10 protein-coding genes and 1 pseudogene are annotated in these 15,305 nt (G+C 59.0%); 7 read left to right on the top strand and 4 right to left on the bottom strand.

Annotated elements, in window-relative coordinates:
* Window positions 1–173 precede the first annotated feature (173 nt).
* Entirely contained in the window at window positions 174–884 is a 711-nt protein-coding gene (locus GJE22_RS09545; protein WP_144688863.1) for a hypothetical protein, read from the bottom strand.
* A 414-nt stretch (window positions 885–1,298) separates the two neighbouring features.
* Here GJE22_RS09545 and GJE22_RS09550 point away from each other — a divergent pair, with 414 nt between their 5' ends.
* The 6 genes from GJE22_RS09550 to GJE22_RS09575 all read left to right on the top strand — a co-directional run bounded on the left by GJE22_RS09550 (window position 1,299) and on the right by GJE22_RS09575 (window position 8,829).
* A complete protein-coding gene (locus tag GJE22_RS09550; RefSeq protein ID WP_019129079.1) occupies window positions 1,299–2,729 on the top strand; it encodes an amidophosphoribosyltransferase in 1,431 nt (476 codons plus the stop codon).
* A gap of 146 nt (window positions 2,730–2,875) precedes the next feature.
* Complete coding sequence (gene thpR / locus GJE22_RS09555; RefSeq protein WP_144688864.1) at window positions 2,876–3,403, top strand: RNA 2',3'-cyclic phosphodiesterase; 528 nt, start codon at window positions 2,876–2,878, stop codon at window positions 3,401–3,403.
* 719 nt (window positions 3,404–4,122) lie between these two features.
* Entirely contained in the window at window positions 4,123–5,763 is a 1,641-nt protein-coding gene (locus tag GJE22_RS09560; RefSeq protein WP_144688865.1) for an aminotransferase class I/II-fold pyridoxal phosphate-dependent enzyme, read from the top strand.
* Between the two features lie 285 nt (window positions 5,764–6,048).
* Window positions 6,049–6,519: a deoxycytidylate deaminase gene (locus GJE22_RS09565; protein WP_144688866.1), complete on the top strand. Its 471-nt coding sequence runs from the start codon at window positions 6,049–6,051 to the stop codon at window positions 6,517–6,519.
* Window positions 6,520–6,986: 467 nt separating this feature from the next.
* A complete protein-coding gene (locus GJE22_RS09570; RefSeq protein WP_087185779.1) occupies window positions 6,987–7,499 on the top strand; it encodes a hypothetical protein in 513 nt (170 codons plus the stop codon).
* 295 nt (window positions 7,500–7,794) lie between these two features.
* On the top strand, window positions 7,795–8,829 hold the full coding sequence (locus GJE22_RS09575; protein ID WP_144688867.1) for a hypothetical protein: 1,035 nt from the start codon (window positions 7,795–7,797) through the stop codon (window positions 8,827–8,829).
* A gap of 129 nt (window positions 8,830–8,958) precedes the next feature.
* Here the strand turns inward: GJE22_RS09575 and GJE22_RS09580 are convergent, their stop codons facing one another.
* Both GJE22_RS09580 and GJE22_RS09585 read right to left on the bottom strand, forming a co-directional pair.
* On the bottom strand, window positions 8,959–9,519 hold the full coding sequence (locus GJE22_RS09580; protein WP_019129086.1) for a ferritin family protein: 561 nt from the start codon (window positions 9,517–9,519) through the stop codon (window positions 8,959–8,961).
* A gap of 713 nt (window positions 9,520–10,232) precedes the next feature.
* Window positions 10,233–10,973 carry an SDR family NAD(P)-dependent oxidoreductase gene (locus GJE22_RS09585; RefSeq protein WP_144688868.1) on the bottom strand — a complete coding sequence of 247 codons (741 nt, stop codon included), beginning with the start codon at window positions 10,971–10,973 and terminating at the stop codon, window positions 10,233–10,235.
* Window positions 10,974–11,277: 304 nt separating this feature from the next.
* Here GJE22_RS09585 and GJE22_RS09985 point away from each other — a divergent pair.
* Window positions 11,278–13,947: pseudogene (locus GJE22_RS09985) on the top strand (Sau3AI family type II restriction endonuclease).
* 69 nt (window positions 13,948–14,016) lie between these two features.
* Here the strand turns inward: GJE22_RS09985 and GJE22_RS09605 are convergent.
* On the bottom strand, window positions 14,017–15,305 hold a 1,289-nt coding region (locus tag GJE22_RS09605), incomplete at its 5' end, for an AIPR family protein (protein WP_144688869.1).

The raw sequence follows: 15,305 nt of genomic DNA on the forward strand, positions 1-15,305 counted from the left end.
CCTTTTGACTTGTGTGCCTGTTAAAAGTGACTAACTAGGGTATTTTGAGACAGTTTAACCCGGCACAACTGTCTCGCTACGGGTGCGATGCTGGCGCAGAGGACGAAGAATGTCGATGCCGCGCGAGGCGGAGCGTCGGGCGTTCGGCCTGTGGCCCGCCTCTCGGGCGGATCCTATGACAGCGAGCCTCCGAAGGTGGGGATCGCGACGATCAGGGTGATGAGGCTCGCACCCCAGATGATTCCGCCTACAGCCATGAGCACCTTTGCCCAGAGCGGGATGGGGCGCATCGTCATGCGCCCGCCCGCGGCAAAGCAGATGGCAAGGCCGATGCCGAGGCCAATCATCGAGAGGCCTTCGATGAACGAGAACGCGGGCAGGTCCGCAGCGGCGATATGCTCGTAGTGGTAGCTGTGAAGCAGGCTCACGTCGCCGGTCGCGATCATGTAGACGCCGGGCACGATGCAAACGAGGCCGATGATTGCGCCTAGGACGACGCCGCCTCCGGTATTGAGGCCGATGTGAAGCCCACGCCCTCCATGCGCCTTTTCCTCGCTTGAAGGGAACGAGAAGAGCGAGCCGTTATGCCTGATGATGGAAATAAGGTTGATTGCGATACCTGCGACGAGCAGCACGATGCCCGCTACGCCTGCCCAGACTCCAAAGGGATCCGAAAGCCCCATGAGTGCGCAGCCCACGCCGGTCACGATGAGTCCGGTGCCCGATTCGCGCGCAAGCGCCGGGCGGTCCGCGAGCGGGGTGGTCGCATAATGATAGCTATGCAGAAGTGAGGGGTTGCCTGTTACGACCATATACGCGCCGAGCCCAGCGCAAAGCAGCCCGCACCCCGCTGCAACGATGATTCCGATCAGAGACTCGTCCATGTTGGCCTCCTCCACTATGGAATAACGGCATTGTGCCGCGATTCGCGCGCGATTATACACCTGCTTTTTTTTTTCAACGCTAGAGCATGTGGGCGCGGGGCGAAGTTCGCATCGACAGGGGCCTCGCGCTGTCTTCCGGCGTGGGGCGCGGCGGAAGGAGCGGGGGCCCACCGGGCGAGCGTCGCGCGCGGCGGAAGGAGCGGGGGCGCGATGGAAAGGGGCGGGGCTCGGCGGAAAGTGCGCAAAGGGCACGCGGTGGAGAGCCGATGGGAGGCGAGCAGCGTGGCTTGCTCCCGGTTGCCGGGAAGCGCGCGTATTCGCCATGCGTCTTTCCGCGCTATTCATATCCTTCGCGCTGCAAAGGAATGGCTCACGTATAATGGCAGCATCATCAGCCATATATGAGGGGGAGCGATGGGCGGATTCTTTGGCGCGGTTTCGAAGCGCGATGTGGTGCTGGACGTCTTTTTCGGCGTGGACTACCACTCTCACCTGGGCACGCGCCGTGCGGGCATGGTCTTTTGCGAGGGCACGGGCGGCTTCCAGAAGGAGATTCACTCCATCGAGAATACGCCGTTCCGCTCTCGCTTCGATAAGGACCTAGAGCGCTTCCACGGCACGAGCGGCATCGGCTGCATTTCCGATACCGACCCCCAACCCTTGCTCGTTCGCGGCCGCCACGGCACCTTTGCCATCACGACGGTCGGTGCCATCACCAATGCCGACGAGCTCATCGAGCGGTATTTCGAGCAGGGTGGCGCGCAGTTCATGGCCATGAGCTCCGGTGCAGTCAATCACACCGAGCTCGTCGCGGCGCTCATCAACCAGAAAGACGACCTGGTCGAGGGCATCGTTTTTGCGCAGAAGGCCATTCAGGGGTCGCTCACGCTGCTCGTCATGACGGAGGATGGCGTCGTGTACGCTGCACGCGACCGCATGGGCCGCTTGCCGGTGCTGATCGGCCGCGATATCGAGGGTCAGGGTTACTGCATCTCGTTCGAGTCCTTCGTCTACCACAAGCTCGGGTACGAGGACGAGTGCGAGCTCGGTCCCGGCGAGATCATGCGCGTGACGAGCGATGGCTACGAGAGCCTCGTGGCGCCGGGCGACCAGATGAAGATCTGTGCGTTCCTGTGGGTGTATTACGGATACCCCAATTCGAACTACGAGGGCATGAACGTCGAGGTCATGCGCTATCGAAACGGCCACATCATGGCGCGCGACGAGGCTATGGCGGGAACGCTGCCCGAGGTTGACTATGTGGCGGGCGTGCCGGATTCCGGTTTGCCGCATGCCATCGGTTACGCTAACGAGTGCGGCGCCACCTTCGCGCGGCCGTTCATCAAGTACACGCCCACGTGGTCGCGCTCGTTCATGCCGACCAACCAGGAGGTGCGCGACCGCATCGCCGAGATGAAGCAGATCCCCGTACCGGAGCTTATCCGCGACAAGCGCTTGCTGCTCGTTGACGATTCCATCGTGCGCGGAACACAGCTGGGAAAGACCGTCGACTTCCTGTACGAGGCCGGTGCCGCAGAGGTGCACATGCGCTCCGCGTGCCCGCCGATCATGTTTAGCTGCAAATATCTGAGCTTCTCGCGCGGCAAGAGCGACCAGGATCTTATTGCCCGCCGCGTGGTGCGCGAGCTTGAGGGGCCGGAGGGCGATGAGCACCTCGACGAATACGCCGACAGCTCGACCGAGCGCGGCAAGTGCATGCTTAAGCGCATCTGCGAGCAGCTCGGCTTCGATTCCCTGGGCTACCAGAGTCTGCCCGGCATGCTCGAGGCCATCGGCATCGACCCCGCGCAGGTTTGCACCTACTGTTGGGACGGCCGCGAGTAGTTCGCTTGCTGTCGGGTTGATTTGAGTAACGTATCCGCTGCCGGGATTGCAGCGGGCGGTGCGCCTGCCACCGGGGCGGTCGCGAACAGCGCTTCTGCCGCTGGAATTGGCCCGTGCGGGTTTAGAGTGCAAGGGGTAATTCACCTTTGAGGGCGTTTGTTGCATTGGAGCTGCCGGAGCCGTTTGCGGGCGAAGTGTCCGCATTGGCCCGGCAGCTCCGGCCTGCTGTTGCCGGGCGGTTCATGAGGCCAGAGACCTACCATCTGACCTTGGCGCTTTTGGGAGATATCGGTGAGCCGGAAGCGGCTCGTGCTGTTGACGTGCTTGACGAGGTATGCGAGCGCTGCGGGGCGGTGCGGCTTTCCGCGGATGGTTTGGGCACCTTCGGTCGCCCGCATGACGCGACGCTCTGGCTGGGCATTGCGCTAACCGAGGAGCTTCGCGCTTTAGCCGAGGCAGTTCGCTCGGGACTCGAAGAGCGGGGCATCGCCTACGACCGCAAGGCGTTTCGACCGCATATTACGCTGGCACGTCGCGCCCGGCTGCCTCAAGGTGACTTGCCGGAGTTAGTGTTTCCGGGCCCGGAGCGTGCCTATCGGGTAGCGCTTTTTAAGAGCGAGTTGAGCCAAGAGGGCGCTTCGTATAAAGAGCTATATCACATAGATTTGGGGTAGCGGATCGTCCTGCTGGGCAGGTTCCGCCATGGCGGCGCTCGACCGTTGTACTACGGGCGTGCTCGCTGTTGCGTACGAGCTTGGTCGTTGCGCTGCCGCACGTACCACCGTTATGAGAGATCGCGTCCGATGCGCCGCAGGCCGTGTAGGCCGTTATGTGAGAGCGTATCCGATGCGCCGCAGGGCGTGCCCGCCGCTATTGGGGCGCTGCCCGTTGCAGCGTCGCATGCACTTGCCGCTGGGAGCCAGCTTTGGCGATCGGTAGCGTTTGATTGCGATGACTTTACTGTATCGCGGTAGCCTTGCACTGTTTCCGTTTGATTCTGAAGAAGAATTGGCTAAAAATGTCGATTTCTGGCGATTGATGCTCTGTGCACGGGGCGTTATCGAGATTAATTGCCGTGAAAACTCCCGCGAAGGGTCTCCGTAGCGGCTTTTTGGCCCAAATTGCATGTCCGCCCGCCTTTGCCAGCGCCGAAAATCGACAAAGTTATCCAGTTTTGCGCACTGTATTATGGATCGCTCGGCGAAAAGACTCGTTTTAAATCTGGCGGCATTGCTTCGGCTGCGGGTTGATGCGTCTCAGGCCGGGAATTGTTCAAAAAAGCATGGAGTCTGCGTGCCCTAGGCAACAAGTTCAATATAAATTGAACTCTATACCTAATGTTGTGGCATACTTACCAAAAGAGTTCAATATAAATTGAACTAAAGGAGGGCAGATGGCACGCCAAGAGGCGTTTTCCACACGGTTGATCGAGGCGATGGCCCGCACCGGAATGAAGCAGACAGATGTAATTCATGCTGCTTCCAAGTACGGCGGCAGGCTCGGAAAAAGCCAGGTCAGCCAATATGTAAGTGGGAAGACCGTGCCGCGTCGCAATGTCATGGCGCTGCTTGCGCAGGTTCTCGGCGTGCGCGAAGTGTGGCTGGCAGATGGCATGGGCCCCATGGTTGACGAAGGCCATTCGGCGAACGATGCCAATTCGGTAACGCGCGGGGCTTGGCAGGAATCCGCTTCGGGTCCGGCAAAGATGGGCGACGTTAACGAGGCCCCCGCGCCTGCGGATGATGTGACGCGAGCTTCCGCGCGGCCTGCGGCCGCCAGCAACTCCTTCACATCCAACCCGAAAAGGAGCGCATCCATGCGTGAGTTCAAAAAGTCTACCAAGCTCGATAACGTTCTCTACGATGTTCGCGGCCCCGTGGCCGACGAGGCCGCCCGAATGGAGTCGGAAGGCCTGCGTATCTTGAAGCTCAACATCGGCAATCCGGCCCCCTTTGGTTTCCGCACGCCGGACGAGGTCGTAACCGACATGCGCCAGCAGCTGCCCGACTGCGAGGGCTACTCGGATTCGCGCGGGCTCTTCTCTGCGCGCAAGGCCATCATGCAGTACGCGCAGATCAAGAACCTGCCCAACGTGGGCATGGAGGACATCTATACCGGCAATGGCGTCTCCGAGCTCATCCAGCTCACCATGAATGCGCTGCTCGACAACGGTGACGAGATCCTCATTCCCAGCCCCGACTATCCGCTTTGGACCGCGTGCGCCACGCTCGCCGGTGGCGTGCCGGTGCATTATGTGTGCGACGAGCAGGCCGAGTGGTGCCCCGACATTGCAGATATGGAGGCGAAGGTTACCGAGCGTACCAAAGCCATCGTCATCATCAATCCCAACAACCCCACGGGCGCCGTCTACCCGCGCGAGATTTTGGAGCAGATTGTCGAGATCGCCCGCCGCCACCAGCTTATGATTCTCTCCGACGAGATTTACGACCGTCTTTGCATGGATGGCTACGAGCACATTTCCGTCGCATCGCTTGCGCCCGACCTTCCGTGCGTGACCTTCTCCGGTTTGTCGAAAAGCCATATGATCGCAGGCTATCGCATTGGATGGATGGTGCTCTCGGGCGACAAGCGCTGCATGCGCGACTTCATCTATGGCATCAACATGCTGTCCAACATGCGTCTGTGCTCAAACGTGCCCGCGCAGTCCATCGTGCAGACGGCGCTCGGAGGCCACCAGAGCGTGACGAGCTACATCGTGCCGGGCGGCCGCGTGTACGAGCAGCGCAACTACGTGTACGAGGCGTTGAACGCCATCGATGGCATCACCGCGGTGAAGCCCAAGGCTGCGTTTTACATCTTCCCCAAGATGGATGTCAAGAAGTTCAATATTACCGACGACGAGCAGTTCGCGCTCGACCTGCTGCATCAGAAGCGCATCCTTATCACGCGCGGCGGCGGCTTTAATTGGGACAAGCCCGACCATTTCCGCATCGTGTACCTGCCGCGTATGGAGGTGCTGCGCGAGGCGATGGCGGACCTTGCCGACTTCTTCGAGCATTACCGCCAGCACTAGACGAGAATGGGGCACAATAGGACGGAGGTCCGGCGCCTGTCCGTGCTTGCCGTGAGGGAGGCCGGTGCCCGTGCGCGCAAGTCTGGGCCGGTGCCCGTGCGCGTTAGCCGGGGCCGGTGCCCGTTCGCGCAAGCTTGGTCGGTGCCCGTGCGCCTGCCGGGAGGCTCGGCGGTCTTGGCTTCGCAGCTGGGCGAGATCGGGCTCTTCGGCTTGGCCGAAGGGCATGCTCCCGGGGCGCTTCGGACCGAGCCAGTCATTGTGTCGTATGTGTTATGAGGAGTGACCATGCCTGACAAGCGCAACGATGTCATTACTTGGGACGAGTTCTTCATGCGCGTGGCGGTGGCTGCGCAGCTGCGGAGCAAGGATCCTAACACGCAGGTCGGGGCGTGCATCGCCGACACGAACCACCGTATCCTTTCGGTGGGGTACAACGGAACTCCGTCCGCGTTGAACGACGACGACTTCCCGTGGGGCGTGAGCGACGATCCGTTGCTGGACAAGCACAGCTATGTGGTGCATGCCGAGGCAAACGCCGTGCTCAACTACCGCGGGTCGCTCAAAGACCTCAACCACGCGACCATCTACGTCACGTTGTTCCCGTGCCATGAGTGCGCGAAGATCCTCGCGCAGGTGGGCATCGGCGAGGTCGTGTACCTGAGCGACAAATACGACGGCACTGAGAGCAACCAGATTTCCAAGCGGATCTTAGATTCCTGCGGCATCTCGTATCGAGGGATGAGCTTGCAGAGCTGAGGGCGGCCCTCTGGCCTAGGATGCTCTTCTAGAAAACTGTGGGAGATCGCTTCGGATAGCCCTTGCTCATCGTCTCGCGGTCGATTCTGGCTGCGTGAATCGATTGTTCGTTCCACTTTTGGGAATATCTTTTCGGAGCCGTTGGAAAGCGCTGCCCGCTGCTAGGAAATCCGCAGGATTCGAACGCTCCTTCGAGTTCGTACGGGCATATCCTGAAAAAGATATTCCCAAAAGTGGAACGAACATCTTGGCCTGGTCCGTCAGGGCTATGGATCGCGCCGGCTGCTACCTGTTCCACGGGGGCCGGGGCGGTGGGCGGCCAATGATGCCAGATGAACGGTGCCAACTTTACCAATCCCTGACATGCCTTTAACCGTTTTGCGCGTAGAGCGGGGTAGGGTGTAGGCATGCAGGGCGTGCGGCGGGCATTGCGACCGATGCACGATCGGTAGGAAAGGTGAGGCACCATGGAGACGCTGCAGGCTGTAATCGGGAAGCGCGACAGCGAGTTTACCGGGCTCAAGGGCCAGCTCCTACGCTATCTGGGCACCGCGTTCTTCTTTACGGTGTTCGGCCTGCTTCTTGTTGCGGCGGGTGAGCGGCACCATGTGATCGCGGTGGCGACAGAGCCCCTTTCCGACCTGTTCTTTGCGTGCGCGATCTCGCTATACCCGGTATGCACATGCTGGTCGCACCTCGCGCGCATGTCGCATGCCTATCGTGCGGGAGGCGCTTTTGAGCTGGCGGGGATCATCCTCGCGCTCTATGGCCGCGAGGGCGCTGCGCGTGCCGAGGCGGAGCAGGGGTCTATGCTCGAAAGCGCGGAGCTCGTTGCCGCAATGCGCGAGGAGGGTGCCAGTGCGGTGATTGCGCGCTTTGGCCGCGACCGCACGTACCGCATGTGCCAGGCTATCTATCTGGCTGGAATCGTGGGCTTTGGCATCGTATTCGTAGCGATGCTTGCGATTGCTCCGTTCTAGAGGTCTGCGCTTCTTTTCGAACTTGCTAGGGCTCGCCAGGTTTTTACTTAGAGGGCGGCTTAAGTGCGGCCCATCTTTGCGAGCTGATGTCTAGGCGCGGAAGATCGTCTTTCCGTTGTCTGTCCTTTTCGATTGTCCGGCTTTCGTGTACACGAAGATTTTCCTGCGAATATGACCGTAGCGACCTCTACACTTGGGTGCGCAGCAACGACGCTGCCCAGCCGAAAGGCTGCTTTGAGTGATGGGTGAGATGCAATGGCGCCCAAGAGAGCCCGGAAGGGCGTAGGAGGAACGCATGTCTGAGTACAGCGAAAACGAGAACATGGTAGAGAACGAAATTGTCGAAGAGGCCGAGGCCGCCGCTGCCGTTGAGGCGGAGGAGCTTGAGGCTGATGCCATCGAGGCCGCGGAGAGCATCGAGGCAAATGAAGCGGCTGAGGAGTCTGAAGAGGTCGTAGCCGAGGCTGCCGAGGAGCCCCAGGTTGAGAAGCCTGCGGAGGAGAAGCCGGCGGAGCCTGCAAACGAGGACCTCGACGATCTGCTGTTTGATAAGGTGAACCGCGCTGCTCGCCTGCTGCGTAACCGCAAGTCCGCGCTGGCCGAGGAGGCCGAGGCGGAGGCTGAGCGCACCAAGGACCTGGTTCGTGCGCTGCACCTGCTCGAGCTCAAGCCCAAGATGGAAGAGAAGGAGATGGCCGACCTTCTTGGCATGCGCCTTCGCGCCCTCAATGAGCTGCTGATTGAGGCGGAAAAGCAGGATATCGTGGGCCGCATCGAGCCCGAGGATGGCGACATGCGCCATATCGTGGTCTTCGCAGGCGAGGATGCCGTGGCGATGGCCGAGGCGCGCGGCAACAAGCGCAAGAAGCTCGTTCCGCAGCTTTCCGCCGAGAGTGCGCGTGAGCTGCTTTCCCTGCTTGACGAGGTAATCAATCCGCTCGTGGAGATGGGTTGCGAGAACGATCGCACGCATGGTGGTCGCGACGAGCGCGGTGGTTCGCGCGGCGGCGACCGCGGTGGCCGTGGCGGCTTTGGTGGCCGTGACGACCGCGGTGGCCGTGGCGGCTTTGGTGGCGACCGCGGTGGTTCGCGCGGCGGCTTCGGCGGACGCGGCGGCGACCGCGGCGGACGCGGTGGCTTCGGCGGCGACCGTGGGGGCCGCGGCGGCTTCGGTGGCCGTGACGACCGTGGTGGACGCGGTGGCTTCGGCGGGCGCGGCGGAGATCGCGGTGGCCGTGGCAGCTTCGGTGGCGGACGTGGCGGCTTTGGTGGCCGTGACGACCGCGGCGGTCGTGGTGGCTTCGGCGGACGCGGTGGTTACCGCGGGTAAGCTCTGCAGGCTACGCAGCATATAGATGAGAAAGGGGCTGCTGGGTGCAACGGCCCCTTTTCTTATGAAAAAAGCGACCGCCTCAAAGAGACGGTCGCTTGGGAAAGCGTGAATCGCTATCTGCGAGGCTTAGCCGAAGTAGCGCTTCAGCAGGCCGGCGAAGGCCTTGCCGTGACGGGCCTCGTCGCGAGCCATCTCGTGCACGGTGTCGTGGATGGCGTCCAGGCCGGCGGCCTTGGCGCGCTTGGCCAGGTCGAACTTGCCGGCGGTGGCGCCGTTCTCGGCCTCAACGCGCATCTCGAGGTTCTTCTTGGTGGAGTCGGTCACGACCTCGCCCAGGAGCTCAGCGAACTTGGCGGCGTGCTCGGCCTCCTCGTACGCGGCCTTCTCCCAGTACAGGCCGATCTCCGGATAGCCCTCGCGGTGGGCGACGCGGGCCATGGCCAGGTACATGCCCACCTCGGAGCACTCGCCCTCGAAGTTAGCGCGAAGGTCGTTCACGATGTCCTCGGAGACCTCGGGGAGCTTGCCAACGCCCACGATGTGCTCGGCGGCCCAGGTCATCTCGGTCTCGGACTGCTTGATGAAACGGTCGCCAGAGACGCCGCACTGCGGGCACTTGAAATCAGCGGGCAGCTCCTCGCCGTCGAACTCCTCAACGTAACCGCAAACGGGGCAAACAAACTTCATGGTGTACTCCTTCTTTTGCAGGTGATGCACGCCGACCCAAGTTTCCCCTCTGTGGGACGGTGCGCGGTACATCTCGATTATGACAAAATGTTGCTTGGATTGCTTCATATTGAGATTGATTCTCAAAAGTACGCATGACCTCCACAGTAAGTTTGATGCGGAGAACTCGGATGCGTCGCGCGTGTTGGCTATCGCGTGTTGGCGTCTCACACGCTCGCAGGTGACTAACAGCCTTCTTCAGTTCGGTACAAGTTGATACGCTCTATGATGAACGAGCTGTATTACAGTACGGGTAGGGGTTGGGGAATGATTCCGGACTTCGATAACGATGGCAGAATCGAGCAATGGGAGGGCACTGCTGCCGATGCATGGCAAAAGCATGCGCAGGGACGGTTGCGGGGCGATAGGTCCAGCGTGCCGACTGCCTCCGCAACCTCGAATGGGGACAGCTTCTCCAGTCGTAGGGGCGCGGTTCGCAGTTCAGGTGCTTCAGGATGTGGATGCGGCAATGTTGTGCTTGGGTGTGGGCTTGTATTTGGCGTGCTGCTCGCGCTGGCGATCGTAATCGTTGTTTTCGTCAATGCATTTATATAAGGTGGCTCGCTTAGGAGTAGCCCACGTGTCCTTTTGTGAGCGGTGGCTTGAAGATCCGTTGCGTGGGCGGTGCAGACGCTCTGTGCCTCCGCACCGCCCGCTGTGAAAAAACGATCCCCCTAGACCGTCATGCCGCCATCAACAGGCAAGACCGCGCCGGTAATATATGAAGCGAGGTCACTTGCAAGGAAGACGAAGGCGTTCGCCACGTCCTCGGGCTGTCCTACGCGCCTCATGGGGATGGCGTCTGCGATGGGCTTAATCATCTCTTCAGGTAGCGCCGCAACCATGTCGGTGGCAGTCACTCCAGGAGCTACGGCGTTTACTCGTATGCCGAGCGGCCCAAGCTCGCGGGCGAGGGAAACGGTAATTCCGTTCACTGCAAACTTGCTCATGGGGTAACCTACGCCCGAGGGCTGCCCATTCTTGCTCACCATTGAGCTGGTATTTAGGATTACGCCACCTTCACCGAGTGTGCGGGCCGCGGCTTGGCATCCATTGAGTACGCCTTTCACATTGGTATCGATGACGCGATCGAATTCTTCTGGCGTGTAGTCTCCGAGAGGCGTGGATTGTGAGATGCCAGCGTTGTTCACTATGATGTCGAGACTGCCAAAGTGCCCGGCAACCTCTCGAAACGCTGCCTCAAGTTCGGATTCGTTGGTGATGTCAGGGGAAATGCCCATCACGGGCGCGTTGGGAATCTTGGCGAGAATGGCCTCAACCCCTTTCTGAGCGGTTTCGGGCCGACTTCCGCAAAGCGCGACATTTGCTCCTTCTTCCAGGAATCGCTTCACGATGGCCAGGCCGATGCCTCTTGATCCCCCTGTGACAACGGCGGTTTTGCCTTGAAGCAGCATAACTGCTCCTTTCATGTTCCCGGGCGATTCGCTGATGCTGCGCGGCGAGTTTCTATATCGCCTTTCGTGGCCCGGAAGATTGCCTGCAAAGACGGCGTACCCCGGAGGGGGGATTTGATACTGCGAGTTCGTTCGAGTTCGACGTGTGGCGACACGTGATTCGGTGGAGCGATGGGAGACTGGCTTGTTTGGGCAGCCCTGCCGCTTGGCCTTGTCTGCTGGAGCACGGGCTTGATCCACAGAGACCATATGAGCGATCGATACAATCATCGGATCGAACATATGTTTGATCTTGGAGCAAACTATGCATGTTGAGCAGACTACCTACGATGCTTCATCAGTTGAATCAATCTTGCGGTACGCACGCCAGCTTGAGGGTACGACGTTGCGTGATGCATGCGAGATTGACGAGGTCGCCAATCCCAGGAAGCGTCGCGGCAGCTTCGGCAATGCGCTCGAGAAGTATTTCTTTCACTACGATATCAACAACAGTCCTGACGCGGATTTCGGGGAAGCAGAAACAGAGCTCAAGTCCACACCGCTTCGCAAAAAGAAAAATGGCGAGTTTTCGGCGAAGGAACGTCTCGTTATCAGCAAGATCAACTATATGACCGTGGTTGACGAGACGTGGGAAACAAGCTCGTTGCAGAAGAAGCTCCATAAGATACTTCTCGTGGCGTATGAATACGATCCGGAAACGAATCCCGTCGATTACCTAATTAAGGTCGTTGATTTGTGGGGTATTCCCGCGTCGGATGTTCCGGTATTCAAGCATGACTGGGATACGGTGGTGGAAAAGGTTCGCCGCGGAAGGGCACATGAGTTATCTGGCTCGGATACGCTGTATCTAGAGGCGGCGACAAAGGGCGCTACGGGAAGAGACCGCACCAAGCAGCCATATTCGGCAATTCCGGCGAAGCCGCGGTCATGGGCGATCAAGCCCTCATACATGACGGTAACCCTTAATGGCCTGCTTGATATGCAGAGTATTCGCCGAAATCAGGCTGAGCGAGAAACTGACTTGCTCGTATTGATTCAGAAGCGTTTCGAGCCGTATATCGGCATGACCGAGGACGAGCTTGCTGAGGCATGTGGCTATGACGTCGCGGGCAGACGCAAGCCGAAAAGCCTTTGCGCGCTCATCACGAAGCAGTTATTGGGCATCGATGTGCGCTACAAGATCGCGGAGTTCGAGAAAGCCGGCATCAAGATGAAAACGATACGCCTGCAGCGAAATGGCGTGCCCAGGGGGTCGGTCTCGTTCCCAACGTTCAGCTATTTCGATGTTGCCGAGCAGCCGTTTGAAGAGAGTGATTTCTACGGCTACCTGCGCCAAAAGTACCTCTTTGTTATCTATCGAGAGGAAACGGAGGAGCGGGGCGTGTTCCGGCTTGCTCAAGTGCTGTTCTGGCAAATGCCGGATCGAGACTTGCTTGAGGCCAAGCGGTGCTACGAGGAAATGCAGCGGCGAATCAACGCGGGGCATGCCGAGCAATCGGTTACATCGAGGGAGAATCGTTGCTGTCATGTGCGCCCGCATGGGCGTAACAAGGCCGATACGCTTCCCACGCCGTATGGAACGCAGGAAACGAAAAAGTGTTTTTGGATCAATGCTCGCTATATCGGCGAAGAGATCGATAGAGTAGAGCGGGAATTAACGGAGGCGACCGCGCAGGCGGTGCGCGAGAGAATCGATCGGAGCAATGTGGCGGGGCAGGTAATTCGTATTGCAGAGCTGTTCGCGGGAGTCGGCGGATTCCGGTTGGGGCTGGAGGGCTACGACAATCCGGAGCATCCCGAGTTTGCGTTGCCCGCCGCTGGGCCGTTCGTGACGGTATGGGCGAATCAATGGGAGCCGCAAGGCTCACCGCGTCGCCAGTTTGCCGCGCGGTGCTACGAGGCGCGGTTCGGCAAGGGTTCCGTGGTGAACGATGACATTGCCCGTGTACTCGACGAGTATGAGGCTGGACGCATCGACATTCCCGACGTTGATATGGTGGTTGGAGGATTTCCGTGCCAAGATTACTCCGTGGCGCGCCCGTTGTCTCACGCGAGCGGCATCGAAGGCAAGAAGGGCGTCCTATGATGGGAGATCTATCGATTCTTGCAGCTCAAGGGACGTCCGCGCTATGTGCTCCTGGAGAACGTCGATCGTCTGCTCAAAAGCCCCGCGTCGCAGCGCGGACGTGACTTCGCTATCATTCTTTCCTGTTTGTCGACGCTCGGCTATGCCGTGGAGTGGCGCGTTGTGAACGGTGCGGATTACGGGTTCCCGCAGAAGCGCCGCCGTGTGTATATCTACGCCGAGCAGACGAATGAGGCGTGGGACCTTGAGGAGCGCCTGAGCAACGGCGTGATGGCAGAGGCGTTCCCGATGGAGTTTGTCGGAGCTGTCAAGGAGTTTGAGCTGCTCGCCGACCCATATGAGAACTCCGAGCACTTCGGTGCAGGGCTCAAAGTATCGCCGTTCGAACTCGCCGGCGTTATGCAGGGCGGGCATGTCGCGACCGCCAAGGTGGCGGCCGCATATTCTGGCGAGCGAACGGTTTTGGGCGACGTGCTCGTGCCCGACGAGGAGGTTCCCGAGTCGTATTACGTTGAGGACGACAAGCTCGAGGCCTGGCGTTACCTCAAGGGTCGCAAAAGCGAGCCGCGTGTGAACAAGAAGACCGGCTTCGAGTATCGGTACTCTGAGGGAGCGATGGCATTCCCGGATGCGCTTGATGCGCCGGCCCGCACCATTCTTACAAACGAGGGGGGGGGGTCGGCCTCACGGACCAAGCATATCATCCAGACATCCGATGGTCGCTACCGCCGCTTGGTGCCCGACGAGTTGGACCAGCTACAGGGCTTCCCGAAAGGCTGGACGGATATCGGCATGACCGACGGCCACCGCGCCTTCTGCATGGGCAATGCGCTCATCGTCGGCATCCCGCACCGTATCGGTGAGGTGATCGCCCGGAGGTTGGGGTAGAGGGCGCGTCCGGTTGGGATGCGATTGAAGGCTGAAATGTAGGCATCCCAACCGGACGTATTGAAGGTGCTATTTCAACTCGGGAAGAGATTCAAGGAATGTCTTCCCGGGTTCTTTCAATCCAGATTCGGAGGGATATTTTTTCCAAGATTGGTCGAATTTTAAGCAAGTTCTCTTGAGCTCAGAAATAACCTCTCGCCGACCCAAGAATAGCTTGGGCCTATTCTCAACGAGGATTGCAGAGCGATTGTTTGCAAAATAGCTTTCCGTCGATTGGCGAACAAACTCGAAGCTTCGCTCAAGGATTCCGCCACGCATTTCCTCCGCGTCCAGCAGCTTTTGATCCGTGCCGTGCTCGAGCCAGTATGACATATCCTCAAAATCGAGTACTCGCTTGCAGACCTCCGAGTTCAATGAGTCGTATTTTCTCAAAAAAACGAAAGACGCGACTTCAGTAAGAGTGTACGTCATTTGTCTCAGCCAACTTGCATTTAGATAATCGGCATCTTCGCGAAGGGCATCAGAAATCTCCTGTTCGTTTGCGTTTGCAGAAATAATCCTGTCAGCAACAAGCGCATCGATCCTTCTTTTCCTAATCGAAGTGGCGCTTTCTTTTTTGACGAGCGCTTCAATGTATTTGCTTACTCCGTATGCAGTTAAATACTGATATTGAGTTGGAGCGAGTTCTTCTAATTGGCTTGCCCTGTAAGTGAAATTGGTACTCGAAAGCTGATCCCAGTATGTATCGCTCGGTCGCTCCATGAAGATATGTGGATAAGTTGAGTCAGAAAAGAGCTTGACAGAACCGGAGTTAACGGAATGAGCGTTTCCAATCCATGACCACCAGATTTTTGCCAATTCCTCGTTGTCGAGGTGACGGTATCGGTTTGCTCCTCTGCGCTTGCTCCCATTAATCTCGAAATAGCGTTTTTTGGGCTCTTTCTGGGTGCTATTGAGGAAGGAGTCAAACTCCCCGTCCTTTCTGATGTAGAAATATCGAAGGGCCGGCTTTAACGGCTGCTGATAGAACGAGATTTGAATGCTGCGCTGTTCTACCGAATTCGACTTCAAATTGCGCTCATTCATCGGGTTTTGGTTGTTGGAGGCGACGATAATCTCATCGAGCAGCCGCTTGTCGTTTGAAATCTTGGAGTTGTCGATGACCTTAACAAAGATGCGAAGATTCTCTTGAAGGCGAATCTTTTCATCATTGTCGGCATTGAGATAGTAAGGGACCGCGGACAAAAAGTTGGACGCCCGTCGGGCGTCGGAACGGAGGTCCGCATGCACTCCAGGGAGACCGTCGAGCTGTTCCTGCTCGGGATCGACGACGGCATGTCGACGAGAGAGGCCTCGGA

The sequence above is a fragment of the Enorma shizhengliae genome (genome assembly GCF_009676995.1).
Classification (GTDB): domain Bacteria; phylum Actinomycetota; class Coriobacteriia; order Coriobacteriales; family Coriobacteriaceae; genus Enorma; species Enorma massiliensis.